This is a genomic window from Rathayibacter sp. AY2B9 (assembly GCF_002931595.1).
GTDB lineage: Bacteria > Actinomycetota > Actinomycetes > Actinomycetales > Microbacteriaceae > Rathayibacter.
This window is the reverse complement of record NZ_PSUB01000004.1, coordinates 116,322-141,148: the sequence shown is the minus strand read 5'-3', so window position 1 is coordinate 141,148 and position 24,827 is coordinate 116,322. Positions and strand designations below refer to the sequence as shown.

Below are 24,827 nucleotides of genomic sequence, written 5' to 3'. Positions count from 1 at the left end.
GGGCGCCGGGGGAGATCGGGCGGGAACCCGGTCAGGTCTTGCTGCGGGCCATGACGGCGCGCTGGAGGAGGACGAAGACCAGGAGGATGCCTCCGGTGATGATCGTGGTCGCCTCCGGCGGGATGCCGCCGTCGCGGGTGATCAGGACGTTCATCAGTCCGAGCACCAGGGCGCCGACCACCGAGCCGAGCACGAAGCCGACGCCGCCGGTGAGCAGCGTGCCGCCGATGACGGTCGCCGCGATGGCGTCGAGCTCCCAGCCGGTGCCGGTGATGTTCTGCGCGCTGCCGAGGCGGGCGGTGTAGACCACACCGGCGAGACCGGCGAGCGTGCCGCTGATGATGTAGATGAACAGCTTGGTCCGCACCACCGGGAGGCCCATCAGGGCCGCCGACTGCTCGGAGCCGCCCATCGCGTAGACCGTGCGGCCCAGGCGGGTGCGGTGGAGCACGAAGAACGCGCCGGCCACGACGAGGATCGCGATGATCACGCCGGGGCTGATGACGAAGTCGTTGACCTTGGGGCCGTCGATCAGCTTGATCGGCGTGGCCAGGCTCAGCACGGCCGAGTCCTCGGGGAGGCGCTCCGGGACGGTGCTCAGCATGGAGGCGAGACCGCGGGCCAGGAACATCATCGCGAGCGTCGCGATGAACGGCTGCACGTTGAAGTACTGGATCAGGACGCCGGAGATCACGCCGAACAGGGCGCCGATCACGACCATCAGGACCATCACGAGCCAGGGGTTCCAGCCGGCGTTGATCAGGAGCACGCCGCTCACGCTGCTGAACGCGATCACCGCGCCGACCGAGAGGTCGATGCCGCCGGTGAGGATCACGAAGGTGAGGCCCACGGCGAGGATGATCAGGTGCGCGTTGTTGACCAGCAGGTTCGAGATCGTGCTCGCCTGCAGGATCCGGCCGTAGGCGGCCTCGCCGTAGACGATCATCCCGAAGAAGATGATCAGCGCGGCCAGGGTGGGCAGCTTGTCCAGGTGCTGGCTCAGCCAGCCGCGCGCCCCGGAGGTGCGCTTGGTGCTCGCCGGAGGGGCGGAGCGGGTCATCACGGCACTCATGCGGGGATCGCCTCTTTCTGCGGGACGCTGCGGCGCGCCTCGCGACGGGACTTGAAGGCGGAGCGGACGCGCTCGGACTGCAGGAGGCAGAGCGCGACGATGACGATCGCCTTGAAGGCGGGCGTCGCGGAGGACGAGACTCCGAGGAACACGACGGTCTTGTCGAGGGTGGCGATCAGGATCGCGCCCACGGCGGCACCGGTGATGTTGAACTTGCCGCCGGCGAGCGAGGTGCCGCCGATGACGACCGCGAGGATCGCGTCGAGCTCGAGCTGGTAGCCGGTGCGCGAGACGTCGACCGTCATCACGCTCGCCGTGGCGAACACGCCCGCGACTCCGGCGAGGATGCCGCTGCCGATGTAGGCGGTCATCAGCAGGCCCCGGCGGTTGATGCCCGCGAGGCGGGCCGCCTTCGGGTCCATGCCGATGGCCTCGATCATCAGGCCGAGGGCGCTGCGGCGCACCAGGACTCCGACGACCACGACGATGGCGATGGCGAGGAGGAACACGACCGGGAGCCCGAAGACGTACCCGTTCGCGAGCCAGCGGAAGGGCTCGTTGGTGGCGGCGGTGTTCTGGCCGCCGGTGATGACCTTCGCCAGGCCGCGGCCCGCGAGCATCACGACGAGCGTGCTGATGAAGGGCTGGAGGCCCACCACCGAGACGAGGACGCCGTTCACGGCTCCGAGCACGGCGGCCACCAGGAGGGCGACCGCGAAGGCTCCCGCTGCCGCGCCGAGCGAGTCGGGCGCTCCCGCGGAGTTGAGGAACTCCATCGAGACGGCGCCGGCGACGACCATGATCGAGCCGACCGAGAGGTCGATGCCCCCGGTCGCGACGACCAGGCACATGCCGACGGCGATCATCAGGATCGGAGCGGCGGCGCGGGCGATGTCGATGACGTTGCCGACGAGGTAGCCGGTGGTGGGGCTGACCGAGACGGCCAGGTAGCCCGGGTCCTTGACGACGTTGACGAGGAGGAGCAGGGCGATCGCCACGACTCCCCAGAAGTACTGGCGGCGGATGATCCCGCCGAGGACGGATCCCCGGGCGGGTCGGGTGTCGCTGCTCATGATGCGGCCTCCTGCGTGGCGCTCTCGAGGACGACGACGTCCTCGTCGACGACTCCCTCTGCGGCGATGGTAGTGACGATCGACTCCGCAGTGACAGCGGGACCGTTGAGGATCTCCGCGATCACGCGGTGGTCCTTCAGGACGATGATGCGGTCGCTGAGGCGGACGACCTCGTCGAGCTCGGACGAGATGAAGACCACGGCGACGCCCTCGCCGGCGAGGGCGACGACCTTCTCCTGGATCTCGGCCTTCGCTCCGACGTCGATGCCGCGGGTCGGCTCGTCGAGGATGAGGATCTCGGGGGCGGTGGCGAGCCAGCGGCCGAGGAGGACCTTCTGCTGGTTGCCGCCGGAGAGCTTGCTGATCGGGCGGTCGGGGTCGGCCGGGCGCACGTTGAGCTCGACGAGGTACTTGCCGACGATCTCGTCCTTCTCCTTCTTGGAGAGGGGGCGGGCCCAGCCGCGCTTGGCCTGCACGCCGAGGATGAGGTTCTCGCGGACCGAGAGGTCGCGGATGATGCCCTCGTCGCGGCGGTTCTCGCTCGAGAACGCGATCTTGTGGGCGAGACCGGCGGTCGGCGTCGGGACGTCGATCTTCTTGCCGTGCATCGTGATCTCGCCGGTGTCGGGCTTGTCGACGCCGTAGATCAGGCGCGCGAGCTCGGTGCGGCCGGAGCCGAGGAGCCCGGCGAAGCCGACGACCTCGCCGCGGTGCAGCGTCAGGTCGGTGCTCTCGATGGAGCCCTTCTTGCCGATGCCCTTCGCGGTGTAGAGCGGGGCGTCGCGGTAGAGGTGGTCCTGGCTCTCGCGCTCGGAGTCGAGGGAGCGCAGCGCCGCGATGTCCTTGCCGATCATCTTCGAGATCAGCGAGGTGCGGTCGAGCTCGTGGGTCAGGTACTCGCCGACGAAGGTGCCGTTGCGCAGCACCGTCAGGCGGTCGCTGATCGCGTAGACCTGGTCGAGGAAGTGCGAGACGAAGAGGATCGCGACGCCCTCCGCGCGGAGGCGGCGGATGACCACGAAGAGGTTCTCGACCTCGTTCGCGTCCAGGCTCGAGGTCGGCTCGTCGAGGATGAGCACCTTGGAGTCGCTCACCGTCGAGCGGCTGATCGCGACCAGCTGCTGCATCGCGATCGAGAGCGAGGCGAGCGACTGGCGCGTGTTGAGGTGGCCGAGGCCGAGCTTCTCGAGCGCGACCTTCGCGGCCTGGTGCGTGGCCTTCCAGTTGATGCCGAAGGGTCCGCGGACCTCGTAGCCGAGCATCACGTTCTCTCCGATGGAGAGGTTCGTGACCAGGTTGACCTCCTGGTACACGGTGGAGATGCCCGCGGCCTGCGAGTCGGCGGTGCCGGTCAGGCGACGGGTCTCCCCGTCGATCACGATGTCTCCGCTGTCGATGCGGTAGACGCCGGTGAGGGCCTTGATGAGCGTGGACTTGCCGGCGCCGTTCTCACCCATGAGGGTGTGGACCTCGCCCGGGAACAGGCGGAAGTCGACGCCGTCGAGGGCTTTCACGCCGGGGAAGCTGATCGAGATGTTCTTCATCTCGACGATCGGAGGCGAACCTGTCATGTCGCGTCGTTCCGTTCTCGAGCGGGGCGCAGCCGAACAGGTGCGCCGAAGGGTCGGAGCGACCGGGGCCGGCGGAGAGCCGGCCCCGGTCGCTCCGGGGGAGTGGTGCCGCGTCGAGGACGACGCCGGGCGACCGGTGGTGCTGAGCGACTAGAACTTGCGGTCGGGCAGCGCGGTGGTGGCGGCCTCGGGCGAGTCGAAGGTCTCGCTCGGGACGACGATCGAGGACTCGACCGTCTCGCCGGCCAGGGTCTTCTCGACCGCGTCGAGGGCGGTCTCGCCGAACAGCGGGTTGTACTCGGCGACGAAGCTCAGCTCGCCGTCGGCCAGCGCCTGCAGGGCGTTCTTGGTGCCGTCGATCGTGGCGATCTTGACGTCGGTGCCGGGGGTGAGGCCGGCCTCCTGGACGGCCTGGACGGCGCCGAGACCCATCTCGTCGTTCTGTGCGAAGACCAGCTGGACGTCGTTGTTGTTCGACTTCAGGACGGTCTCGAAGACGCTCTTGGCCTCTTCGGTGGACCAGTTCGCGGTCTGCGCGCCGATCTTGGTGAACTTCGAGTCGGCGCCGATGACCTCGTCCCAGCCCTCGTTGCGCTCGTTGACGACCGAGACGCCCGCGGGGCCCTCGAGCGTGAAGTACTTCGCGCCGCTCGGGAAGGTGGTCTTGGCCCAGTCGGCGACCGAGGTGCTGACCGCGATGTTGTCCGGCGCGATGCGGGTCACGTAGAGGTCGGTGTTGTCCGGCTCGATGCCGCGGTCGATCAGGATGACCGGGATCTCGGCCTCCTGGGCGCGCTCGAGCGAGTCCTCCCAGCCGGAGCCCTCCGTGGCGGAGAGCAGGATGATGTCGACGCCCTCGTCCACGAAGGAGGTGAAGGAGTCGATCTGCGACTTCTGGTCTCCGTTGGTGGCGGGTGCGTACTTCAGGTCGAAGCCGGCGTCCTTGGTGAACGTGTCCTCGATGTTGGTCTCGTTCGCCTGGCGCCACGCGCCCTCGGGGCCGACGGCCACGAAGCCGACGGTGGTGAGGTCACCGCTCGAGCCGGAGCCCGAATCGGTGCCGGAACCGCCCGAGCAGCCCGCGAGTCCGAACGCGAGTGCGCCGACTGCTGCGAAACCCAGGAACTGGCCGATACGCCTCGTCTTGGACATAGATCTCCTCCTTGAGATCGCGGGCACGAAGAGAGTGCCCGAGATGGTGGACCCCGAAGGGCCTCGAATGCGGGCCTAGCGGCCCGAGGTGCGGTGAGTGCAGGATGTGCAGTGGGCGCCGGCCGAAGCAGCGCCGCGTCGAAATGTTACCGTGAACAATTCTTGTGACGCAACAGCACGGCGGTGCGCTTCGGTAACGATCCGGTCGCGGGGCCCCGCAGGGCCCGATGGCAACCCTTTCCCCGGGGCTCAGGGCCGGGAGTAGCTTCCCTGGCCATGAAGCTCCCTCGATCGCGCTCCGTCCCCGCGTCGGCCGCGGCGGCGGCCCTCGTGCTCACGCTCTGCGGATGCTCCGCGGACGGCACGGCGGCCCGCCACGCGGCCGACGCCTTCCTCTCCGCGCTCGCCGACGGCGACGGCGCCGCGGCGTGCGCGCTGCTCACCGGCTCCGCCCGCGAGGCCGTGGAGGACCGGGAGGGCGACTGCCCCGGCGGCGTGCTGGAGCTCGGGATCGCGGAAGACGGAGCAGGGGACGCCGAGGTCTACGGCCGGGCGGCGATCGTGCGCTCCGGCGGCACCGCGGTGTTCCTCACTCCGGGCGACGACGGCTGGCTGGTGCGCGCGGCCGGCTGCGCGCCGGTGGCGGATGCGCCCTTCGACTGCGTCCTGGACGGGAGCTGACGTGCGCACCGCTTCCGCCCTGTACTACGCCGTGATCGTGCTCGGCCTGATCGGGTTCTTCGCCGTCGGGATCCTCGGGAGGTGAGCCGGATGCGCCGCTTCCTGCGCGAGAACGGACTCTCGCTGTTCTTCCTCGCGATCTTCCTGCTCGCTCTCGCCGGGCAGTCGTTCGCCGGGCTCGCCGACTACAACGACACCCAGGTCGCGGAGGGGCTGCGGGAGGTCGGCTACTGGCGCTTCGTCACCTCCTCCGACTTCGCGATCGACGTCGCCGAGAACTGGCAGTCGGAGTACCTCCAGTTCTTCCTCTACATCGGCGCGACCGTCTGGCTCGTGCAGCGCGGGTCGCCCGAGTCGAAGCGGGTGGGCGAGGAGGGGCTCGAGACCGACGAGCAGCAGAAGGCGGGCGCGTCCGCGGAGGACGACTCGCCGCCCTCGGCCTCCGCCGGCGGCCTGCGGCAGGCGCTGTTCTCGCACTCGCTGCTGCTGGTGATGGGGGCGGTGTTCCTGCTGTCCTGGGCGGCGCAGTCGGTGACGGGCGTCGTGGCCTACAACGAGGAGCAGCTGACGAGCCTGGAAGCGCCCGTCGACTGGCTCGGCTACGTCTCCTCCGCCGACTTCTGGAACCGGACGCTCCAGAACTGGCAGTCGGAGTTCCTCGCGGTGGGCAGCATGGCGGCGCTCGCCGTGTTCCTGCGCGAGCGCGGGTCGAGCGAGTCGAAGAAGGTGGGCGATCCGCGCGGGCGGACGGGGATCTGAGCGGTCAGGGGGCGTCGGATCGGACGCGGATCTCGTCGCCCTCGAGGGCGAACCGCAGGGACGTGCCGATCGGGAACCGCTCGCGCAGGGCCTCCGGCGCCGCCGACGTCACGGTGAACTGCGCGACCGCGGGGAACGGTCCGGCCGTGCAGCCCTGGAAGAACAGGCCGTCCTGCGGCTCGGCGGTCCGCAGGATGTAGAGGCAGGAGCCGGCGCTCGAGGAGCGGCGCTGCCGGACGACGGTGAGCCCCGTGTCGGCGGGCAGGCTCTGCCGCACGACGGTGAGCCCGCCGAAGTCCTCGGTGGTGACCGATCCGTCGAACCCCAGTCCCTCCCAGCCGGGGAGGTCGGTGCCGTTCGACAGCGGCAGCACGGCGACCGCGCGGCCGGGCTGTCCGTCCCCGGCGGTGGCGAGGAGGGTGGCCCCCGCGGCGACGGCGGCCGTCGCGGCCAGCGCGGCGAGGAGGAGGAGGCCGCGCCGACGGGAGCGGCGGGGCGGGACGTGGCCGAGGGGGTCGGACTCCTCGTCGGCGGAGGCGTCCGCGGAAGGTGCCGCGTCCTCCGGCGCCGCGTCCCCGGAGACCGCGGGAACCACCGCGTCCGGCAGTGCGGTGCCGAGGGCGGGACGGACGCGGGCCTCGAGCGCGGAGAGCCGGGCGAGCGCGCCGGGGTCCCGCTCGATGTCGGAGCCTCGGCCGTAGGCGCGCCGCTGCAGCTCCGCGAGCTCGTCCGGTCGCTGATCGTCCACCCCCGGATCCTCGCAGGCCCGGTGCCCGAGCGGGACCCGCCGGCGCGTCGAGGTCCTGGCGGTCGAGCAGCCCGGACGGCTCATCGAGACCCGGTGGACGGTGCGGCCGCTCGGCCGGCGGGGGAGGTCAGTCGTCGTCGTCGTCGAGGTCGTCGTCGCGGTCGGCGGCGATCATCTCGACGATCGTGTCGACGGTGAGCCAGGGGCCGTTGCTGACCTCGCCGATCTTCTCGCGGTCCTTGAACACGACGATGCGGTCGCTGAGGCGAACCACCTCCTCCAGCTCGGACGAGATGTAGACGACGGTCACCCCCTCCTTCGCGAGCTGCGCGATGTGCGCCTGGATCTCGACCTTCGACGCCACGTCGATCCCGCGCGCCGGCTCGTCGAGCACGAGCAGCCGCGGACGGGTCGCGAGCCACCGCGCGAGGACCACCTTCTGCTGGTTGCCTCCGGAGAGGTACTTCACCGGGATGTCCGGGTCGGCCGGCGAGATGTTCAGCGCCTCGACGTAGGTGCGCACCAGGGTGTCGGTCTCGGCAGCCGAGAGCGGGTGCGCCCAGCCGCGCAGAGCCTGCAGGCCCAGCACGAGGTTCTCGCGGAGGGAGAGGTCGCCGATGATCCCGTCCTCGCGGCGGTTCTCGCTCGAGTGGGCGATGCGGTGGCGCAGGCCCGACACCGGGTCGGAGATGTGCGCGGGCTGGCCGTCGATCAGCACCTCGCCGGTGTCCGGCTTCTCGACCCCGCTCACCAGCGACGCCAGCTCGGTGCGCCCCGAGCCGCGCAGGCCCGCGAAGCCCACGATCTCGCCGCGGTGCAGCTCCAGATCGGTCGGGCCCACGGCGCCGCGGCGGCCGATCCCGTGCGCGCGGTAGATCGCCGGGCCGACCGGCTGGCGGCGGTGCTCGCGGCGGTCGGAGCCGATCTGCCGCAGCGCATCGATGTCCTTGCCGATCATCTTCGCGATCAGCTCGGCGCGGTCCATGGTGTGCGCCGGGTACTCGCCGACGGTGCCGCCGTCGCGGAGCACCGTCAGCCGGTCGCTGAGGGTGAGGACCTGCTCGAGGAAGTGCGAGACGAACAGGATCGCGACGCCCTGGTCGCGCAGCCTCCGCAGCACGGTGAAGAGGCGGGCCACGTCGCTGAGGTCGAGGCTGGAGGTGGGCTCGTCGAGCACGAGCACGCGCGGACGGTCGACCATCGCGCGGCTGATCGCGACCAGCTGGCGGATCGCCGGCGAGAGCGAGCGCAGCGGCAGGTGCGGGTCGAGGTCCTCCAGGCCCAGCTCGGCGAGCATCTCGGCCGCGCGGTGGTGGGTGCGCGACCAGGAGATGCCGAAGCGGCCGCGGACCTCGTGGCCGAGCATCACGTTCTCGCCGATGCTGAGGTTGTCGGTGAGGCGCTCGTCCTGGAACACGGCCGTGATGCCCGCTGCCTTCGCCTCCGCCGGGCCGCTGAAGCGCCGGGCGACGCCGTCGACGAGGATCTCGCCCGCGTCGGGCTGGTGGATGCCGGTGAGCGTCTTGATCAGCGTGGACTTGCCCGCGCCGTTCTCGCCCATCAGTCCGTGGATCTCGCCCGGCACCAGCCGCAGGTTCCCGTCCTTCAGAGCGGGTCCGGAGGCGAAGGAGACGCGGATGCCGGTCATCTCGACGACGGGTGCCGCGGAGCTCCGGGTCGTCCTCGATGAGATCGCCACGTGCCGTCCTCGGTTCGTGTGCGGCGCGCCGTCAGGGTCCGGCGTGCCAGGGGCTGCCGCCGATGATACGCGAGCGCATGCGGCGGGACGGGAACAGGAGGGTCACGATCGGGGAGCGGCCGTGGAGGAGCGGATCACCAGCTCCGTGGGGATCCGGGTGCGCTGCGGGATCTCCTGGCCGCGGATCCTCGCGTGGATCACCTCGGCGACCGTCGTCCCCAGCTTGTCGAAGTCCTGGCGGACCGTCGTCAGCGGCGGGAGGAAGTGGCGGGCGGTGGGCAGGTCGTCGAAGCCGACGATGCTCACGTCCTCGGGCACGCGGATCCCGCGCTCGACGAGGCCGTGGATCACTCCGAGCGCCATCTCGTCGTTCGCGACGACCATCGCGGTGAAGTCGGGCACCGACTGCAGGCTCGCGGCGAAGTCGTACCCGGAGTCCGGGGTCCAGTCGCCGATGACGATGGGGCGCTCGTGCATCCCCCACGACTTCGCGCGGCTGTGGAAGGCGCGCTCGCGGGCGCGCGCGTCGAGCCAGTCGAGGGGGCCGGAGAGGTGCAGCACGTCGCGGTGGCCGAGGTTGCCCAGGTGGTCGACGGCCTGGAACATGCCGGCCTGCTGGTCGACCGAGACGGTGAGGAAGCTCGGATCCTTGTCGCTCTTCACCACGAGCGTCGGCACGCCGATCTCGACGGTGCGGAGGGTCGCCACGGAGGAGGAGCGCGGCGCGATCACGCAGAGCGCGTCGATCCCGAGGCCCATCAGGTGGTCGATCGCGTCGGTGGGGGTCATCTCGAGGTCCGGCCGCAGCGCGACGGAGGTGATCGAGTACCCCTTCTCGCGGGCGGCGCGCTCGATCGCGCGGAGGGTGCTCGACGGCCCGTACTCGGCGCCGCTCTCGATCATCACGCCGATGCGGTCGGTGCGCTGCGTGACGAGGGAGCGGGCGGCGATGTTCGGCCGGTAGTTGAGTTCGTCGACCGCCTCGAGGACCTTCTGGCGGGTCGACTCCTTGATGTTGGGGTGCCCGCTGAGCACGCGCGACACGGTCATGTGCGAGACGCCCGCGACCGCCGCGACATGGCGGAGGTTCGGCCGATCGGCCATGAGAGGACCTCCTCCGCTCCCCGGGCGGGTGAGCCGCGCCACCCCGGCGCGGACGAGGCTCAGAGGGCTCGGCTGCCGGGGGTGGCACCAGCATAGTCAGGCGGGGCCGACCTCCCGGTGGGCGCCTCCTGAGCGGGCGGGCATCGTCCGTTCCGCTGCGGCATCCGCCGTGGCGCGGGGCGGGAGGGACCGTCCCGGTCGCGTCGCTCTCACTGCGGTCCTCGATGATCGAGGGGGCTCCGGGGCGTCGTGAGCCCTCGCCAGAACACGTCGTGCAGGGAATGCTCGGCGACGAGCTCCGGAAGGATCGGGGCCGCGTCCGCTCCTCGTAGGAGGATGTCGTCCAACGAAGCGATGACGTCCACGACCGAGCGCGGAGTGAACTGCCCGGCGAGACGTTTCGCCTTCGCGCGGACGTTGTTGGGCGTGGGGCCCGCATCGATCACGGAGTGGTTCCAGAGCCGGCTGTGGTGAGCGCACCGGTTGCGCAGGTAGACGAGTGCGCGGACCCGGTAGGCGAAACCGGCTCGGGCGACTCCCAGACCGGACGCGACGTCCCCCGCAAGCGATCCTCGTGCCCCTCGCTCGATGCATCTCGACAGAGTTCCGAAGGACCAGGCCTCGACGGCCGACCACACCGGTAGCTCGCCGAAGGCGGCCGCGCCCCTGCCGCCGGGGAGCTCCGTGAAGCGGAGGACATGCCGTTCCCTGCTGCGCTCGATGTCGCGGAGGCACGTATCGACTGTCGACTCCGCGTTCGGAGACTCGGAGTAGAAGCTCTTCTCGAGAGAGCACTCGTACGGGCCGTGCTCACGAGCGATGACATGAGCCGTACGGCTGCGGAGAAGGATCTCGGCACGGGCCAGTCGAGCACGCAGGCTCTGCCGCAGCGCTTCATCTGCGTCGCAGACCGCTCGGACGTCCTCGAACGAGACTCCGTCCGCGAACGAGTCGTCCCCGTCGTGCGGAGCCCGCTGGAAGTAGCGGGCGTACCCGGAGAAGCGGTAGTAGTTCTGCGCGGCCAGGTAGCTCGTGCAGGCCTCCCCGTCGGCGATGCCGAGCCCGCTGTCACGGAGGAGCTGGACCTGCTGCTTCCACGACAGGCTCGGTTTCCGTGCCATCGCAGTACCTCGGTGCCGAAGAAAAAGGCCCCTCCCATGTGAGCATCGCGTAGAGGCTTGGGAGGGGGTCGATCGGATCGAATCTACCAGGCGTCCCTCAGCCGTGGTCCCTGCGGCGCCACCCGACCAGCAGGTGGCACGAGTGCTGATCGGACCATCGCCGCAGGACGGAGAGGGCCGACCGCCGCGGCGCCGAACGCTGCGGGTCTTCGAAGGCGCGGGGCGGTCGAGTACTCTCGGGAGCCTCATGGCACGCGACAACGAACCGACCGTCACCCTCACCGATCCGCTCGAGGAGCGCCTGCGCGCGCAGGTCGCCCGCGAGGGGGAGCGCAACGTCGCCCTGCGATCCGCGGCCCTGCTCACCGGCGGGTACGAGGGCGAGTCCTTCCTCCTCACCGTGGGCGGCGAGCACGCCGACGGGATCCTCAAGGGAGCGCCCTCCCTCTACTGGCCCGAGCTCTGGGGTGCCCGCGCGCTCCTCTACGTCTGGGACGACGACGCCGCCGACGCGGTGACCGCCGGACTCGCGAACCCCTCCTGGCGCGTCCGCGAGATGTGCGCCCGCGTCTGCGCCGAGCGCGTGCTGGGCGGGCAGAAGAAGCTGTCCCGCCTGACCACCGACGAGCACCCCCGGGTCCGCGCGGCCGGAGCGCGCGCTCTCGTGGCGGCCGCTCTGGCGGGGATCTCCTCCGGTCGCGACGCGAAGGGCGAGTTCGCGGCGAGCGTCGAGGCCGTCCTGACGGGCATGCTCCGCGACCCGGACCGCGACGTCCGCCGCGCCGCGCAGCAGTCGGCCGACGCGCTGCGGGACGCCCGCTCGGCCTGAGCGGACCGCCCGCCGGCGGTCGAGGCGTCGCGAAGGGCCGCCTCCCGGCTCCGATGACGACCGTTCGTGACGCCTCGGAGCCCCGGGGGCTCAGCCGACCAGGTGCGTCGCGCGCTCGAAGGCGCGCTTCAGCTCGTCGCGCTTGCGAGGCTGGCTCATCGCCCGCTGGCCGGGGCTCCACGAGTCGATGACCGTCGGGCCGTCGACCAGGTACGGCTCGATGTTCTTCTTCCAGCCGCTGGTCGGCGCGGTCCCGGCGTTGACGACGACCCGCAGGTCGGGGAGCAGCGGCAGGAGCCGGCGCAGCTCCATCGCGCCCTGCCGCACCTCGTCCGCGTCGGGGGCGCCGTCGAGCTGCCACGGCACGATGTTCCAGATCAGGGTGCGGGCGTGCAGTCCGACCTCGTCGCGGAGGGTCCAGGTCGAAGCGGCCGTCGCGTCGTCGTTGTCGACCGAGACGAAGCCGGAGCCGTCGGGGCCGGTAGACATCGGTCCCGGGGCCTCCAGCACGATGAGCGCACGCGCCTCGACGCCGGCCTCGGCCGGGTCGAAGTCGGGCACCACGGCACCGGGATGCCTGCGCGTGCGCCGGGCGAGGAGCTCCTCGCGGAACGCCCGGAGGGGCTGCACCGAGGGCTCGTCCTCGAGCAGGGCCCGGCGCTCGTCGAGGGCGGAGCGGTCGCGGAAGCCGTACGGCTCGGTCAGGAACACCCTCCGAGGCTAGTCGCGATCCGCCCAGCCGCGGGAGGCGGGCCTGAGGGCGCCCTCCTGGGTGACCCCGCCAGGGCCTGGCTCGCGCCGCCCCCGGCTCCTACGGTCTGACTGCAGTCGAGAATCTGGACCGGAGGGGGTCACCGTGTCGGACGAGCCGTCAGTGAGCATCGGGGTTCCGTACGTCGAAGGGGGGTCGTCGCCGCAGGTGCTGGACGTGTACAGCAGGTCGAAGTCCCCGGCCGAGGACGCTGCTCGGCCGGCCGTCGTGCTGATCCACGGCGGCGGGTGGTTCCGGGGGGACAAGAGCAAGGAGCGGGCGCTCGCGACGATGCTGGTCGACGCCGGCTACCTCGTGTTCGCGGCGGACTACCGCGAGGCTCCGGACTCGGTCTTCCCGGCCAGCAGGGACGACGTGCTCGCCGCGGAGCGGTGGGCGGTCGCGTCCGAGTGGGCGTTCGACCGGAGCAGGCTGGCGTTCTTCGGCGGATCGGCGGGCGGGAACCTGGTCGTGGAGGCCGCGATCGCCACCGGTCGGCCCGCCGTCAGCTGGTCGGGGATGTTCGACCTCCTCGGCATCGTCGAGGCGACCGACGACCTCCCGGCCACGCCGACGACGCAGGACCTCGACGTCATGAAGAGCGCCGACATCAACCAGACCGGCCGGAACGACGCCTTCCTGCGCTGGACGATCCTCAACGAGGTCGGGGGCGACCGCGGGCTGCTCACCGCCGCCTCCACGACGCGCCACGCCTCCCCGGACGGCGGGCCGGTGTTCCTGGCCAACTCGCTCGGCGAGTTCGTCCCCGTGAGCGACGCGCAGGCCATGCAGGCGGCGCTCTCCGCGGTCGGAGTCGCCAGCACGCTGCAGCTGATCCCGGGCACCCGTCACGCCGAGGGGTACACGGAGGCGGCCATCGGCCCCTCGCTCGCCTTCCTCCGCGACGCCCTCCCGCCGGCCCGAGCATGACGACGACGGAGTTCGCCGGAGTCGGAAACGTCTTCTACTTCGTCGACGACCTCGACGCCGCGATCGCCTGGTACTCGGCGCGGCTCGGGCGCGAGCCCGTCGTCCGCGGCGGGGCGCTCGTGGCCTACGACCTGGACGGCACCCGCCTGACGCTGCACGAGCGGGACGAGCTGAACCGGCCCGGACCCGACGGTACGAGCCCGTACTGGACGGTCCCCGACGTCGACGCCGTCGTCGCCGACTGGACGGCGAACGGCGCCGTCGCCCACCGCGGACCCAAGACGGTGTTCACGGGGGAGCGGCTGTGCCAGCTGCTGGACCCGTTCGGCAACCTCTTCTCGGTGCGGCAGGCCGTGCCCCGTGACTGAGGACGTCGCTCCGGCTCCGGCCGCCCCGGCGCAGACGTCCGCGCCGACGCAGCCGTCGGCCTGGGCGCCCATGGCGATCACCGCCTTCCGGGTGCTGTGGTTCGCCCAGCTGGGCAGCAACATCGGCACCTGGATGCAGACCGTCGGTGCCCAGTGGTACCTGGTCGAGGCGGCCGCGGGCGCGGCGGTCGTCGCGCTCGTGCAGACGGCGAGCCTGGCGCCCTCGATCCTCGTCGCCCTCCCCGCGGGCGTGCTGGCCGACTCGCTCGACCGGCGGCGGCTGCTCATCTGGGGGTCGTCGGCCAGCGCGCTGCTGGCGGCCGCTCTGACGGTCGTGGCGGCGGTCGGCGCGCTGACGCCGTGGACGATCCTGGCCTTCACCTTCCTCCTCGGCATCACCTCCACCCTGACCTCGCCCGCCTGGCAGGCGATCCAGCCGGAGCTCGTGCCCCGGAACCTGATCGCGGCGTCGTCGGCCCTCGGCGGGGTGACGGTGAACGGCGCGCGCGCGGTCGGCCCGGCCCTCGCGGGCGTCGTCCTCTCGGCGTTCGGCGCTCCGGTGGTCTTCGGCATCAACGCCCTGAGCTTCATCGGCGCCGTGCTCGCCCTGCTCTGGTGGAAGCGGCCGGCGCAGACCGGCCTCGACGACCGCGAGCAGTTCGGCGCCGCGCTGAAGGGAGGGATCCGGTACGTCGCCTCCGCGCACCTCGTCCGCCGGATCCTCCTCCGCTCCGCGCTCTTCGCGCTGCCGGCCAGCGCGCTGTGGGCGCTGCTGCCGCTCACCGCGAAGCGCCTCCAGCTCGACTCCAGCGGCTACGGCTTCCTCCTCGGGGCCCTCGGTGCCGGCGCCGTGCTCGGCGTCTTCGCCCTGCCGCTCGCCCGCCGGAAGCTCTCGGACGACGTCGTCATCGGGGCGAGCGCCGTGCTGTTCGCGGCGGGGACGCTCGCGGCGGCCGTCCTGCCCCTCGTCCCGGCGCTGCTGCTGCTGGTCCTCGCGGGGCTGGCCTGGATCGGCACCCTCACCGTGCTGAACGCGGCACTGCAGCTCACACTGCCGCAGTGGGTGCGGTCCCGCGGAGCCTCGATCTACATCCTGGTCTTCATGGGGACCATGGCGGTCGGGTCGATCGGCTGGGGCCTGGCCGCGCAGGTGCTCGGCACCGCGCCCGCGTACGCCGCGGCGGCCGCTCTGCTCCTCCTCGTGGCGGCCAGCGTGCGGGTGCTGCCCCTGCTGCCGGGGACGGGCACCGTCGACCGCAGCATCTCGATGTCGTGGCCCACGCCCACGCTGGTGTTCGAGCCGGAGCCGACGGACGGGCCGGTGATGGTGCAGATCTCGTGGACGGTCCGCCCCGACTCCCTCGCGGACTTCCGATCGGCCATGCGGCTGCTGGAGAGCTCCCGCCGCCGGACCGGCGCCTCGCGGTGGGCGCTCTACCGGAGCGGGGAGGAGGCCGACGTGCAGCTGGAGACGTTCATGGTGCCCTCGTGGGGCGAGTTCCGGCGGCAGGAGACCCAGCGGCTCACCGGCCGCGACCGCGAGATCCGCGCGGCGGCGCTGACCCACGCCGACGGCGATCCCGTCGAGCGGCACTTCTTCCCGAGCGCGACGCCCTCCTCCTGAGAGCGGGAGCGGCGGCGAGCCGTCCCCGTGATCGTCGAGACGCCGGCCTGCGAGCGGTGTCCCGGCGGCACGCGGACGCCTCGGCGCGTCTCGGGCGCGAGGGCCGAGGTGCGCCGCGGTCAGCCGCCGACGGTGGAGCCGAAGCCGGACTTGCCGGAGGAGCCGAAGCCGCCGGAGAGGGTCGCCTTCGAGCCGACGGTCGAGCCGGCCGGCGCGCGCTGCACGACGTCGGGCTGGGTCGCTCCGCGGGCCGCGAAGCCGCCGGACGCGACGGGCGCCCAGCTGGTCGCCCGCGTCGAGTTCCAGCGCGAGGACGCGAAGATCAGCGGGCCGAGCCAGAAACCGCCGGCGTAGTGCCCGCGGTACTCGTCGGTCGCCTCGCACAGCTGCTCGGGGTCGTCGCCGACCTCCTCGCCCTGCGCCTGGAGCTGGGCGATCTGCTCCCGCACGTCGGCGAGGCAGTCCTCGCGGCTCGCATAGACGGGGCGCTCGGCGTTCTCGGGGATGACGTAGTCCTGGCCGTCGGCTCCCGTGGCGACGACGCCGTCGGTCGAGGGGCCGCCGTTCGCGAGGGCGACGGCGAGGCCGACCGCGCCGACCGCGACCGCGCCGCCGATGAGCAGGCCGCGGCGGTTCTTCGCGATGCCGCTGATGCCGACGCTCCGGGAGCGGTGGGGAGCGGTGCGGGTGGCGCCGTCGCCGCGGCCGGTGCCGCCGCTCGAGCCGCCGCTCGGCGTGCCGGAGCCCGCTCCGGGCTCGCGGCTGCCCCAGTCGTTCCCGGAGCTCGGCGTCCCCGAATCGCCGGGGGTGCGGTCGTCGTCCGTCATCGGGTCTCCTCGTCCTGCGGGCGGGCCGCGCGGGTGTCCTGCGGCCGGTCGTGCTCGGGGGCGCCGTACTCGGGCGCGGGGGTGCCGGGCGCGGGAGCGCCGTAGGCGGGGGTGGCGCCGTGCTCGGGGCGGGAGGCGGCCGACGCGGCGTCCGCGTCCGTCGCGGCCCCGTCGCTCCGTCCGCCCTCGATGTAGTGGGGGACGAACTCCGCCAGGTCGCCGGTGATCAGGCCGCTCGTCTCGCGCACGTCGATGCCGGCCGGGGTCTCGCCGACGATCCAGCTGCCGATGACGACGGTCTTCCCGTCGACCCGGGCCAGCTCGGCGCGCTCCTGGTGGATGAAGCCCTCGGCGCCGTAGCTCCCGCCGTTCTCGGCGACGACCGAGCCGTCGGCGTCGAGGACCGTCACGTTGGCGCCCTCCCGGCCCAGGCGCGGCTTGCGCACCTGGGCGGTGCCGGGCAGCGGATGCACGGAGGCGGGCAGCAGGTTCGGGTGGCCGCGGAACATCTCCCACAGCACCACCAGCAGCTGCTTGTTGCTGAGCAGGAGCTTCCACGCCGGCTCGACCCAGCGGGTGCGCTCGCGCCGGTCGAGGAGGAGGCCGCCGAACTGCTCGCCGAGCATCCACTCCCACGGGTACAGCTTGAAGACGTGGCGGATCGGCTCGCCGTCGCCGTCGAGGAAGCCCGCGCCGTCGAGCTCGTAGCCGATGTCCTCGACGAAGATCAGCTTGGGGTCGAAGCCGGCCTGCGCCGCGGTCTCGGCCATGTAGGCGACGGTGTCGGCGTCCTCGACGATCAGCTCGCCGTCTCCGGAGTCGTGCAGCGACGCGAGGTGCAACCGGGCGCCCTCGTCGAGGCTCCAGCGCTCGAGGCGGAGGTGGCGCCACTGCTCGACGAGCTGCTCGTGCAGGCTGTTGAACTGGTCGGCGTCGGGACCCTTCGTCTCGACGAGCCACTGCCACTGGGCCGCGGCGGTCTCGACCAGCGAGGTCGGGGTGTCGGCGTTGAACTCGAGCAGCTTCACCGCGCCCGCGCCGTCGTAGGCGAGGTCGAAGCGGCCGTAGACCGTGGGGTCGTCCTCGTCCCACGAGGTGCGCACCAGCTCGTGGAAGCGGGGCGGGATGCCGAACTCGGCGAAGCGGCCCTTCCGCACCACGAGCTCGCACGCCTCCATGCAGAGGTCGAAGAGCTCCGAGGTCGTGCGCTCGAGCAGGTCGATCTCGGCGGGCTCGAAGGAGTAGGCCGCGGACTCGTTCCAGTAGGGGCGGCCGCCCTCGGAGGGGAGGTCGTAGAAGCTGAAGCCGATCTCGTCGCAGCGGGCTCGCCAGTCCGGTCGCGGAGTGAGGGTGTGTCTGCGCATGATGTCCGGCAAGTGTAGGTCGGGCGTCCGCGTGAGGGCAGGGGGTGGCGCCGTCCTCCGCGCTAGCCTCGACGGGAGCGAAAGGCCGTGCCATGACCGCACCCCTCCCGCTCGCGGGCGTCCGCGTCCTCGAGCTCGGCAACTTCATCGCGGCGCCCACGGCTGGCCGGCTGCTCGCCGACTTCGGCGCCGAGGTGATCAAGGTGGAGCGGCCCGGCACGGGGGACGAGCTGCGCCGCTGGCGGCTGCACGAGGGGTCCGAGACCTCGCTCCTCTTCCACACGATCAACCGCAACAAGCGCTCGATCGCGCTCGACCTGCGCACGGACGAGGGGCGCGACGCCGTCCGCCGCCTGGTCGCCGAGTGCGACGTGGTGCTCGAGAACTTCCGGCCCGGCACGCTCGAGCGCTGGGGGATCGGGCCGGACGTGCTCGACGAGGCCCGGCCCGGCATCGTGATCGGCCGCATCTCCGCGTTCGGGCAGACCGGCCCGCTGTCGGCCCGGCCCGGGTTCGCGGCGGTCGCGGAGGCGATGGGCGGGTTCCGCGAGCTGGTCGGCGACCCGGACCGGCCGCCCGTGCGCGTCGGCGTCTCGATCGGCGACTCGATCGCCGGGCTGTACGCGGGCTACGGAGTGATGATGGCGCTGTTCCAGCGCGAGACCCGCCGCTCCGCGGGGCTGGATCCGGCACCGCTGGCGGAGCGGGTCGTCGACGTGGCGCTGCACGAGGCGATGTTCTCGATGACGGAGTCGCTGATCCCCGACTTCCAGGCGCACGGCATCGTCCGGGAGCGCGTCGGCGGGCGGATGGAGGGCATCGCCCCGACCAACGCCTACACCTGCGCCGACGGGGCGAGCATCGTGATCGCGGGGAACGCGGACGCGATCTTCCAGCGGCTGATGGCGGTGATCGGCCGCGCCGACCTGGGCGAGGACGCGGCGCTCGCCTCGAACGAGCAGCGCTGGGCCCGGCGCGACGAGCTGGACGCGGCGATCGGCGCGTGGACGACGGGCCGCACCGCCGCCGAGGCGCTCGCGGTCCTCGACGACGAGGGCGTCCCCTCCGGCCCGATCTACACGGCCGCCGACATCAGCGCGAGCGAGCAGTACGCGGCGCGCGACATGATCCAGCCCTTCGACGTCGAGGACGCCGGCGGCACTCTGCGCGGCGTGGGCTTCCCGGGGATCGTGCCGGTGCTCGGCGGCCGCTCCCTCCCCATCCGCTCGCTCGCGCCCGACCTGGGCCAGGACACCGAGGAGGTGCTGGGGATGCTCCGGGGCACCGGTCCCGCTGCTCCCTCCGCCGGCGGGGCTCCTGCCGCTCCCTCCGCCGCCGCTGCCGAGGAGGCCGGCCGGTGACCGCGCTCGCCTCCGCGCGTCTGCGCGACGTCACCCTCCGCGACGGCCTGCAGCTCACCGGCAAGCTCCTGACGACCGAGCGCAAGGTCGACCTCGCGCGCACGCTGCTCGCCGCGGGGGTGCCCGAGCTCGAGATCGGCTCGCTCGCGCGCGGCGACCTCGTCCCTCCGATGGCCGACACCCTCGACGTGATCGCCGCGCTCACTCCCGAGGAGCTGGAGCGGTGCTGGGTGTGGGTCGCGACTCCGCGCCACGTCGAGCGTGCGGCCGCCGCGGGGGCGCGCCGCTTCCAGTACTGCTTCTCGGCGTCCGACTCGCACAACCTCGCCAACGTCGGCAGGCCGACCGAGGCGAGCCTGGCCGCGATGCCGGAGGCGGTCGCGCTCGCCGAGAGCGTCGGCGGGCGGATCCAGCTGTGCATCGCCACCTCGTTCACCTGCCCGTTCGAGGGCCCGGTCGACCCGGAGCGCGTGCTCGCGATCGCGCGTGACCCGCGAGCGGCGGGAGCGGCCGACGTGGTCGTCTGCGACACGCTCGGGCAGGCGCACGCCGGCCAGGTGGCGTCGCTCGTCTCGCGCGTGGCCGCGGAGTCCCCGCCGCGCGAGATCGTGTTCCACGGCCACGACACCTGGGGCTCGGGCGTCGCGAACGCGATCGCCGCCGTGCAGGCCGGGGCCGCGGTGGTCGACGGCGCGCTCGGCGGCCTCGGCGGCTGCCCCTTCGCGCCGGGCGCCAGCGGCAACACGGCGACCGAGGACCTCCTGTTCGCCCTGCGCCCCGACTGGTTCACGCCCGGCGCGCTCGCGGTCCTCGTCGGCGAGTCGGAGGCGCTGCTCGCCGAGCTCGGCGAGCCCGGCCGCTCGAAGGCCGCGCAGGGCGCCCGCTCGAACGCCCCCGCCTTCCCCTGGGCGCTCTGAGCGGATCGTCCCCCGCTCGCCGGTCCGAGGCGTCGCGAACGGTCGCCTCCCGCCGCGGAGGACGACCGTTCGCGACGCCTCGACAGCGTCGTGCGGGTCAGCGCGCGAGCAGCGCGCCGAGGCGTGCGCGCTCGGCGCGGAGGACGTCGACCAGGAGGGACCCCTCGGGTGCGGCGAGCCAGCGCTCCAGGGCGAGGTCGAAGAGGGCGGAGGCCGCGAGGGCGGCGAGGGCCGCGTCCTCCGGCGCGACTCCGGCGTCGACGAGGGCGGCGCGCATGCTCTCGGCGAGGGCGGCCGACTTCAGGAGCTCGCGCTCGCGCAGCTGCGACTCGGAGCGCACGACGGCACGGCGGGCGGCGATCGGAGCGCGCCAGGTCTGGAGGTCGCCCGAGGCGGCCGCCTCGAGGCCGTGCATCACGAGGTCCATCGGCGCGAGGCCGGCGGGGGCGCCGGCGAGCAGGCGGCCGACGATCTCGGGGAACTCGCGCTCGCGGAGGAAGAGGACGTCGCGCTTGTCGGCGAAGTGGCGGAAGAAGGTGCGGGTGGTGAGCCCGGCGCGCTCCGCGATCGCGGGGACGGTGGTGCCCGCGTAGCCGTGCTCGGCGAAGAGCTCCATCGCCGCCTGCTCGAGGCGGAGGGCGGCGTCGGGGGCCCAGCGTGACATCCGCCCAGGATAGCTGACGACACGACGTGTCATCAGGAGTAGTGTGACGACACGTCCTGCCATCACTTCCGACTGGAGCCGCCCGTGCCCGAGAACGCCGCCGCCCTGCTGACCGCCCCGCGGGCCGACCTCGTCGTCCGCCCCGCTCCGATGCCCGTCCCCGGTCCGGGGGAGGTCCTGCTGCGCAACCGCGCCCTGGCCGTGAATCCGGTCGACGAGATGAAGCAGTGGACGGGCGATCTGATGTTCCGGTGGGTGCCGTACCCGGCGGTGCTCGGGGAGGACGTGGCGGGAGTGGTCGAGGCGGTCGGCCCTGGAGCGACGCGCTTCGCCGTCGGCGACCGGGTCGTCGCGTACGCGGTCGGGATGGAGCGCGGGCGGCGGAACCGCGACGAGGGCGCCTTCCAGGAGTACACGGTCGTGCGCGAGGACCTGGCGGCGCCGATCCCCGACCGGCTGGGCTTCGAGGAGGCGGCGGTGCTGCCGCTCGCGGTCTCGACGGCGGCGACGGCGCTGTTCCAGCGGGACCACCTCGCCCTGCCGCACCCGAGCGCCCCGGTCCGGCCGACGGGCAGGACGGTCGTGGTCTGGGGTGGGACGACGAGCGTGGGGAGCAACGCGATCCAGCTCGCCGTCGCCTCCGGGCACCGCGTGGCGACGACCGCGTCCCCCCGCAACCACGATCGGATGCGCGAGCTGGGCGCCGAGATCGTCCTCGACTACCGCAGCCCCACCGTCGTCGCCGACCTGGTGGCGGCGCTCGCGGGCCACGAGGTCGCGGGGGTGCTCGCGATCGGGACGGGTTCCGGTGCCCCGTCGGTGGCGGTGGCCGCGGCCACCGGAGCGCGACGGGTCGCCCTGGCCAGCCCCTCCGTCTCGTTCGGCTCGCTCCCGCGCCGGCGCGGTGTCAGCGCCGCCTTCGTGCGGACGATGCTGCGCGTGGTCGGCGGCACCGCGGCGCTGCAGATCGCGGCCCGGCGCCGCGGCATCCGCGCCCGCTTCGTCTGGGGCGGCTCGCTGATGACGAACGAGGTGGGGCCGATGCTGTGGCGCGACCACCTGCCGGCGGCGCTCGCCGAGGGCCGTCACGTCTGCGCCCCGGCGCCCGAGGTGGTGGGTGAGGGGCTCGCCGCGCTGCAGCCCGCCCTCGACCGGCTGCACGAGGGTGTGTCGGCGGTGAAGCTGGTCGTCCGGCTCTGAGGGCGGGCCGCCGCCGCCCGCCCAGGCCGTGCCGCGGACCGGCCGCTCCGCCCGCAGCCGCTCCGCCGGAGCCGTGCCGCCGAGTGGCCGCTACGCCGAAGCCTCGGTATCGTGGCGCGCTCCGACGCGACCCGAGGAGACCCCGTGATCCGCCGCACCGCCCCCGGAGCCGCCGCGCTCCTCCTGCTCGCCCTGACCGGCTGCTCCGCCGGGTCGTCGCCCGCGGCGTCCCCGTCCGCCACTCCGGAGCCCGTCGGCGGCCTCGGGGTCGCCGTCTCGGCGCTCTGCGAGCCCGGCTCCGATCCGCAGTGCGTCCCGGTCGGCGGGCAGGACGTCCTCGTCGATCCCGAGGACTTCACCCGCGCGGGCGTCGCCGCGGTCGAGGCCGATCCGAGCACGGGGGTCGTCGACGTCCGGTTCGACGAGGCGGGCGCCGCCCTCCTGCGCCGCGGCTCGCAGGCGGCCATCGACGAGGGGGCCGACGCCCGGCTCCTCCTCCGCGTGGGCGACCGGGTCGAGTCTGCGCTCTCCGTCATGCAGCCGATCGAGGGCGACACCGTGCAGATCGTTCCCGCGGAGGGCGACGCGCAGGGGCTGGTCGACCGGATCCTCGCCGGCTGACGCCCGCCTAGGATCGGCGCATGGCGAAGGGTTTCCGCACGGAGCGCACGCAGGCGCTCCTCCTCGCACAGCCCTGGGCGCTCTCGCTGGTGAGCGCCGTCTTCGTGGCGGGGATGCTCTGGCTGGCGGCGGACGCGGGCTGGGATCTCGGCGCGGTCGTCGGCGGCGGACGCCGGCACGCGCCGCTGTGGCTGGTGCTCCTGCTCGGCCTGCCGCTGTTCGGCGCCGGAGTGGTGCTCGGCGCGGTCCGGCAGGTGCGGCTCCTGCGGCGGCCGGCGGCGCCGCCCGTCCCGAGTCCGGAGGCGGAGCGGCTGCGGCGCGAGGGCCCGGGCTGGCTCAGCCGGCGCGAGGACGAGCGAGCGGCGCAGGGCGGGACCGGGAGCGCGCAGGGCGGCACCGGCGGCACACCGGACGTGATCGGCAGCGCTCCCGACGGCACGGACGACCCGCGCGACGAGGCCCGCTGACCGCGCCTCAGAGGTGCAGCATCCCCCAGTCGATGATCACGGCCAGCGCCGTGTAGGCCGCGGCCACTGCTCCGACCGCCTTGCCCGCGCGGTCGAGGTCGGCCTGCGGGTCCGGACCGGCGTCGGCGACGACCCGGAGCAGCGCTCCGACCAGCGCGATCAGCGTGATCGCCAGGATCCAGACCTTGAGCGACGCGTGCGGATCGACATGCGCGAGCGTCAGCGCGACGACCGGCACCGCCACCACGAGCACCGACGCCAGCACCAGGAGGCAGCCGCGCCGGGTGAGGCCGGTCGGCCCGAAGGAGCCGCCGCGCATCCAGGCGCGCACGCGTTGCCTCCGCGAGGCGGGCGGACCGCCGGCGGAGTCCGCGTCGGTCGAGGGCCCCCAGTCCTGCGCGGTCGTCATCGCGCGGTGCCGGAGCGGTCGGGAGTCGGGCTGGGCCGCATCGGGTCCTCCAGGAGACGAGGGGGCACGTCGGACGGTGGTGCCGACCCCTCAGTCTCGGGAGCGCCTCCGGCAGCGGCAAGCGCCTCTTCCGGACATGTCCGGAAGAGGACGCTCAGGCCCGTCCCTGCAGGATCAGGTTCCAGTACACCCACGGCAGGACGCGGCGGTCGGCGAGGTAGGTGAGGCGCCGCTCCTTCGCCAGGCCCGTCCAGAAGGGGACGGTCGGCTTCGGGCGGTAGCGGTCGTCGAACTCGGCGAACACCACGCTCGAGCGCGAGACCACGAAGGGGCAGACGGAGTAGCCGTTGTAGACGCGGGGGAGCGGGCGGCCCTTCTGCGCGGCGACGAGGTTCTTCGCGAGCGTGGTGGTCTGCTGGCGCAGCGCTCCTCCGGACTTCGAGTTGACCGTGGCCGCCGCGTCGCCGAGCCCCCAGACGTCGGGGAACCGCGGGTGCCGCAGGGTCAGCGGGTCGACCTCGACGAAGCCGCCCTCGTCGCCCTCGGCGGCCAGTCCGGTGCCGGCCAGCCAGTCGGGGGCCGACTGCGGGGGCACGGCGTGCAGCACGTCGTACGACAGCGTCTCGCGCGGGCCGTCGGTCGAGCGCCGCGCGCGGTCGGGGCCGGGGAGGGCGGTCGCGCGCTCGTCGACGGCGAGGACGACCCTCCGCTCGGCCGCGTCGACCTCGACCAGCTCGCGGCCGTAGCGGACCTCGATCCCGTACTCCGCCACCTTCCGCTCGAGCTCGGAGTCGATCAGCGGCATCCCGAACAGGGTGGGGGTCGGCACGACGAGCACGACGCGGATGCGGTCGAGGACGCCGGTCGCGCGCCAGTAGTCGCAGGCGAGGTACATCGGCTTCTGCGAGGCGCCGGAGCAGGTGCCGGGGCCGCCGGGCTGCGTGAAGACGACGGTGCCGGAGCGGACCTCGCGGAGCACCTGCGACGCCTTGCGGGCGTACTCGTACTCGTAGTTCGACACTCCGAACGGCGAGTCCATCGCCTCCTGGAGCCCGGGGACCGCGGCCCAGTCCTTCTGGATCCCGGGGCAGACGACGAGCTGCCCGTAGCCGACGGTGCGGCCGGAGAGGAGGGTGACCGTGTGCGCGACCGGGTCGATCGTCTCGACGCGGTCCTGGATCCAGACGATCCCCTTCGGCGTCACCGAGCCCTGGGGCCGGGTCGCCGCGGAGGCGGGTGCTGTGCCGCCCGCGACGTGGGAGAGCATCGGCTGGTAGACGTGGGTCGACCGGGGCTCGATCACCGCGACGTCGTCCACTCCGGAGCGCCGCAGCCGTCCCGCGGTCGAGAGTCCGGCGTTGCCGCCGCCGATGATGAGGACGTCGTGGCGGGCCGCGCCGGGATCGGTCATGGCCTCACCCTAGGGGCGCGCCGGGGCGAGCGGACGGGCTTGCGCAGACCCGCGGAAGGGGGGTGCGCTCGGAGTGCCCCGGGACGGTGATCCCGCACGGCCGC

25 protein-coding genes are annotated in these 24,827 nt (G+C 73.0%); 11 read left to right on the top strand and 14 right to left on the bottom strand.

The annotated features are described in order from the left end of the window. Positions 1-31 precede the first annotated feature (31 nt). The 4 genes from C5C25_RS05905 to C5C25_RS05890 all read right to left on the bottom strand — a co-directional run bounded on the left by C5C25_RS05905 (position 32) and on the right by C5C25_RS05890 (position 4,868). On the bottom strand, positions 32-1,072 hold the full coding sequence (locus tag C5C25_RS05905; RefSeq protein ID WP_104222391.1) for a sugar ABC transporter permease: 1,041 nt from the start codon (positions 1,070-1,072) through the stop codon (positions 32-34). Next, complete coding sequence (locus C5C25_RS05900; RefSeq protein WP_104238658.1) at positions 1,069-2,145, bottom strand: ABC transporter permease; 1,077 nt, start codon at positions 2,143-2,145, stop codon at positions 1,069-1,071. The genes C5C25_RS05905 and C5C25_RS05900 overlap by 4 nt, the downstream gene beginning before the upstream one ends. Continuing rightward, positions 2,142-3,716: a sugar ABC transporter ATP-binding protein gene (locus C5C25_RS05895; protein WP_104222393.1), complete on the bottom strand. Its 1,575-nt coding sequence runs from the start codon at positions 3,714-3,716 to the stop codon at positions 2,142-2,144. Before C5C25_RS05895 ends, C5C25_RS05900 begins: the two co-directional genes overlap by 4 nt. Before the next feature lie 150 nt (positions 3,717-3,866). Next, positions 3,867-4,868, bottom strand: coding sequence for an ABC transporter substrate-binding protein (locus C5C25_RS05890; RefSeq protein WP_104222394.1), 1,002 nt, complete (start codon positions 4,866-4,868; stop codon positions 3,867-3,869). Positions 4,869-5,144: 276 nt separating this feature from the next. On the opposite strand from C5C25_RS05890, the gene C5C25_RS05885 reads away from it, so the two are divergent. Together C5C25_RS05885 and C5C25_RS05880 are read left to right on the top strand one after the other, a co-directional pair. Continuing rightward, on the top strand, positions 5,145-5,549 hold the full coding sequence (locus C5C25_RS05885) for a hypothetical protein (RefSeq protein WP_104250029.1): 405 nt from the start codon (positions 5,145-5,147) through the stop codon (positions 5,547-5,549). 90 nt (positions 5,550-5,639) lie between these two features. After that, a complete protein-coding gene (locus tag C5C25_RS05880; RefSeq protein WP_104250028.1) occupies positions 5,640-6,308 on the top strand; it encodes a DUF6766 family protein in 669 nt (222 codons plus the stop codon). A gap of 4 nt (positions 6,309-6,312) precedes the next feature. Here the strand turns inward: C5C25_RS05880 and C5C25_RS05875 are convergent, their stop codons facing one another. From C5C25_RS05875 to C5C25_RS05860, 4 genes are all read right to left on the bottom strand, one after another. Continuing rightward, positions 6,313-7,056 (bottom strand): hypothetical protein, encoded by a 744-nt coding sequence (locus C5C25_RS05875; RefSeq protein ID WP_104250027.1) that lies wholly within the window; start codon positions 7,054-7,056, stop codon positions 6,313-6,315. A 127-nt stretch (positions 7,057-7,183) separates the two neighbouring features. After that, a complete protein-coding gene (locus tag C5C25_RS05870; RefSeq protein ID WP_104250096.1) occupies positions 7,184-8,704 on the bottom strand; it encodes a sugar ABC transporter ATP-binding protein in 1,521 nt (506 codons plus the stop codon). Positions 8,705-8,857: 153 nt separating this feature from the next. Further along, positions 8,858-9,859: a LacI family DNA-binding transcriptional regulator gene (locus C5C25_RS05865; RefSeq protein WP_104238662.1), complete on the bottom strand. Its 1,002-nt coding sequence runs from the start codon at positions 9,857-9,859 to the stop codon at positions 8,858-8,860. Between the two features lie 209 nt (positions 9,860-10,068). Further along, a complete protein-coding gene (locus C5C25_RS05860; protein ID WP_104250026.1) occupies positions 10,069-10,980 on the bottom strand; it encodes an Abi family protein in 912 nt (303 codons plus the stop codon). Between the two features lie 247 nt (positions 10,981-11,227). Between C5C25_RS05860 and C5C25_RS05855 the strand changes: the two genes are divergently transcribed. Continuing rightward, the gene (locus C5C25_RS05855) at positions 11,228-11,809 is read left to right on the top strand and encodes a HEAT repeat domain-containing protein (protein WP_244230570.1); all 582 of its coding nucleotides are present in this window, start codon (positions 11,228-11,230) and stop codon (positions 11,807-11,809) included. A gap of 90 nt (positions 11,810-11,899) precedes the next feature. Here C5C25_RS05855 and C5C25_RS05850 read toward each other — a convergent pair whose 3' ends face one another. Next, positions 11,900-12,520 (bottom strand): hypothetical protein, encoded by a 621-nt coding sequence (locus C5C25_RS05850; protein ID WP_104250025.1) that lies wholly within the window; start codon positions 12,518-12,520, stop codon positions 11,900-11,902. A gap of 163 nt (positions 12,521-12,683) precedes the next feature. On the opposite strand from C5C25_RS05850, the gene C5C25_RS05845 reads away from it, so the two are divergent. The 3 genes from C5C25_RS05845 to C5C25_RS05835 are packed head-to-tail and all read left to right on the top strand — an operon-like array spanning position 12,684 to position 15,482. Beyond that, positions 12,684-13,490 (top strand): alpha/beta hydrolase, encoded by an 807-nt coding sequence (locus tag C5C25_RS05845; RefSeq protein WP_181074596.1) that lies wholly within the window; start codon positions 12,684-12,686, stop codon positions 13,488-13,490. Further along, entirely contained in the window at positions 13,487-13,858 is a 372-nt protein-coding gene (locus C5C25_RS05840; RefSeq protein ID WP_104250023.1) for a VOC family protein, read from the top strand. The genes C5C25_RS05845 and C5C25_RS05840 overlap by 4 nt, the downstream gene beginning before the upstream one ends. After that, a complete protein-coding gene (locus C5C25_RS05835) occupies positions 13,851-15,482 on the top strand; it encodes an MFS transporter (RefSeq protein WP_258069350.1) in 1,632 nt (543 codons plus the stop codon). The genes C5C25_RS05840 and C5C25_RS05835 overlap by 8 nt, the downstream gene beginning before the upstream one ends. A gap of 119 nt (positions 15,483-15,601) precedes the next feature. On the opposite strand, the gene C5C25_RS05830 is transcribed toward C5C25_RS05835, so the two are convergent. Together C5C25_RS05830 and C5C25_RS05825 are read right to left on the bottom strand one after the other, a co-directional pair. Next, a complete protein-coding gene (locus C5C25_RS05830; RefSeq protein ID WP_104250022.1) occupies positions 15,602-16,309 on the bottom strand; it encodes a hypothetical protein in 708 nt (235 codons plus the stop codon). Then, positions 16,306-17,673, bottom strand: a complete 1,368-nt coding sequence (locus tag C5C25_RS05825; protein WP_181133642.1) for a glutathionylspermidine synthase family protein — start codon at positions 17,671-17,673, stop codon at positions 16,306-16,308. The genes C5C25_RS05830 and C5C25_RS05825 overlap by 4 nt, the downstream gene beginning before the upstream one ends. A 92-nt stretch (positions 17,674-17,765) precedes the next feature. Here C5C25_RS05825 and C5C25_RS05820 point away from each other — a divergent pair, with 92 nt between their 5' ends. Next, positions 17,766-19,034: a CaiB/BaiF CoA-transferase family protein gene (locus tag C5C25_RS05820; RefSeq protein ID WP_104250021.1), complete on the top strand. Its 1,269-nt coding sequence runs from the start codon at positions 17,766-17,768 to the stop codon at positions 19,032-19,034. After that, positions 19,031-19,951, top strand: coding sequence for a hydroxymethylglutaryl-CoA lyase (locus C5C25_RS05815; protein ID WP_104250020.1), 921 nt, complete (start codon positions 19,031-19,033; stop codon positions 19,949-19,951). Before C5C25_RS05820 ends, C5C25_RS05815 begins: the two co-directional genes overlap by 4 nt. Before the next feature lie 97 nt (positions 19,952-20,048). Here the strand turns inward: C5C25_RS05815 and C5C25_RS05810 are convergent, their stop codons facing one another. Next, positions 20,049-20,615 carry a TetR/AcrR family transcriptional regulator gene (locus tag C5C25_RS05810; RefSeq protein WP_181027219.1) on the bottom strand — a complete coding sequence of 189 codons (567 nt, stop codon included), beginning with the start codon at positions 20,613-20,615 and terminating at the stop codon, positions 20,049-20,051. An 84-nt stretch (positions 20,616-20,699) separates the two neighbouring features. Between C5C25_RS05810 and C5C25_RS05805 the strand changes: the two genes are divergently transcribed. From C5C25_RS05805 to C5C25_RS05795, 3 genes are all read left to right on the top strand, one after another. Beyond that, a complete protein-coding gene (locus C5C25_RS05805) occupies positions 20,700-21,815 on the top strand; it encodes a zinc-binding alcohol dehydrogenase family protein (RefSeq protein ID WP_104250018.1) in 1,116 nt (371 codons plus the stop codon). Positions 21,816-21,959: 144 nt separating this feature from the next. Next, positions 21,960-22,436 (top strand): hypothetical protein, encoded by a 477-nt coding sequence (locus tag C5C25_RS05800; RefSeq protein ID WP_104234350.1) that lies wholly within the window; start codon positions 21,960-21,962, stop codon positions 22,434-22,436. Between the two features lie 20 nt (positions 22,437-22,456). Continuing rightward, positions 22,457-22,903 (top strand): hypothetical protein, encoded by a 447-nt coding sequence (locus C5C25_RS05795; RefSeq protein WP_104247793.1) that lies wholly within the window; start codon positions 22,457-22,459, stop codon positions 22,901-22,903. Between the two features lie 7 nt (positions 22,904-22,910). On the opposite strand, the gene C5C25_RS05790 is transcribed toward C5C25_RS05795, so the two are convergent. Continuing rightward, the gene (locus C5C25_RS05790) at positions 22,911-23,312 is read right to left on the bottom strand and encodes a hypothetical protein (RefSeq protein ID WP_104226999.1); all 402 of its coding nucleotides are present in this window, start codon (positions 23,310-23,312) and stop codon (positions 22,911-22,913) included. A 154-nt stretch (positions 23,313-23,466) separates the two neighbouring features. Next, on the bottom strand, positions 23,467-24,723 hold the full coding sequence (locus tag C5C25_RS05785) for an NAD(P)/FAD-dependent oxidoreductase (protein WP_104250017.1): 1,257 nt from the start codon (positions 24,721-24,723) through the stop codon (positions 23,467-23,469). Positions 24,724-24,827 lie beyond the last annotated feature (104 nt).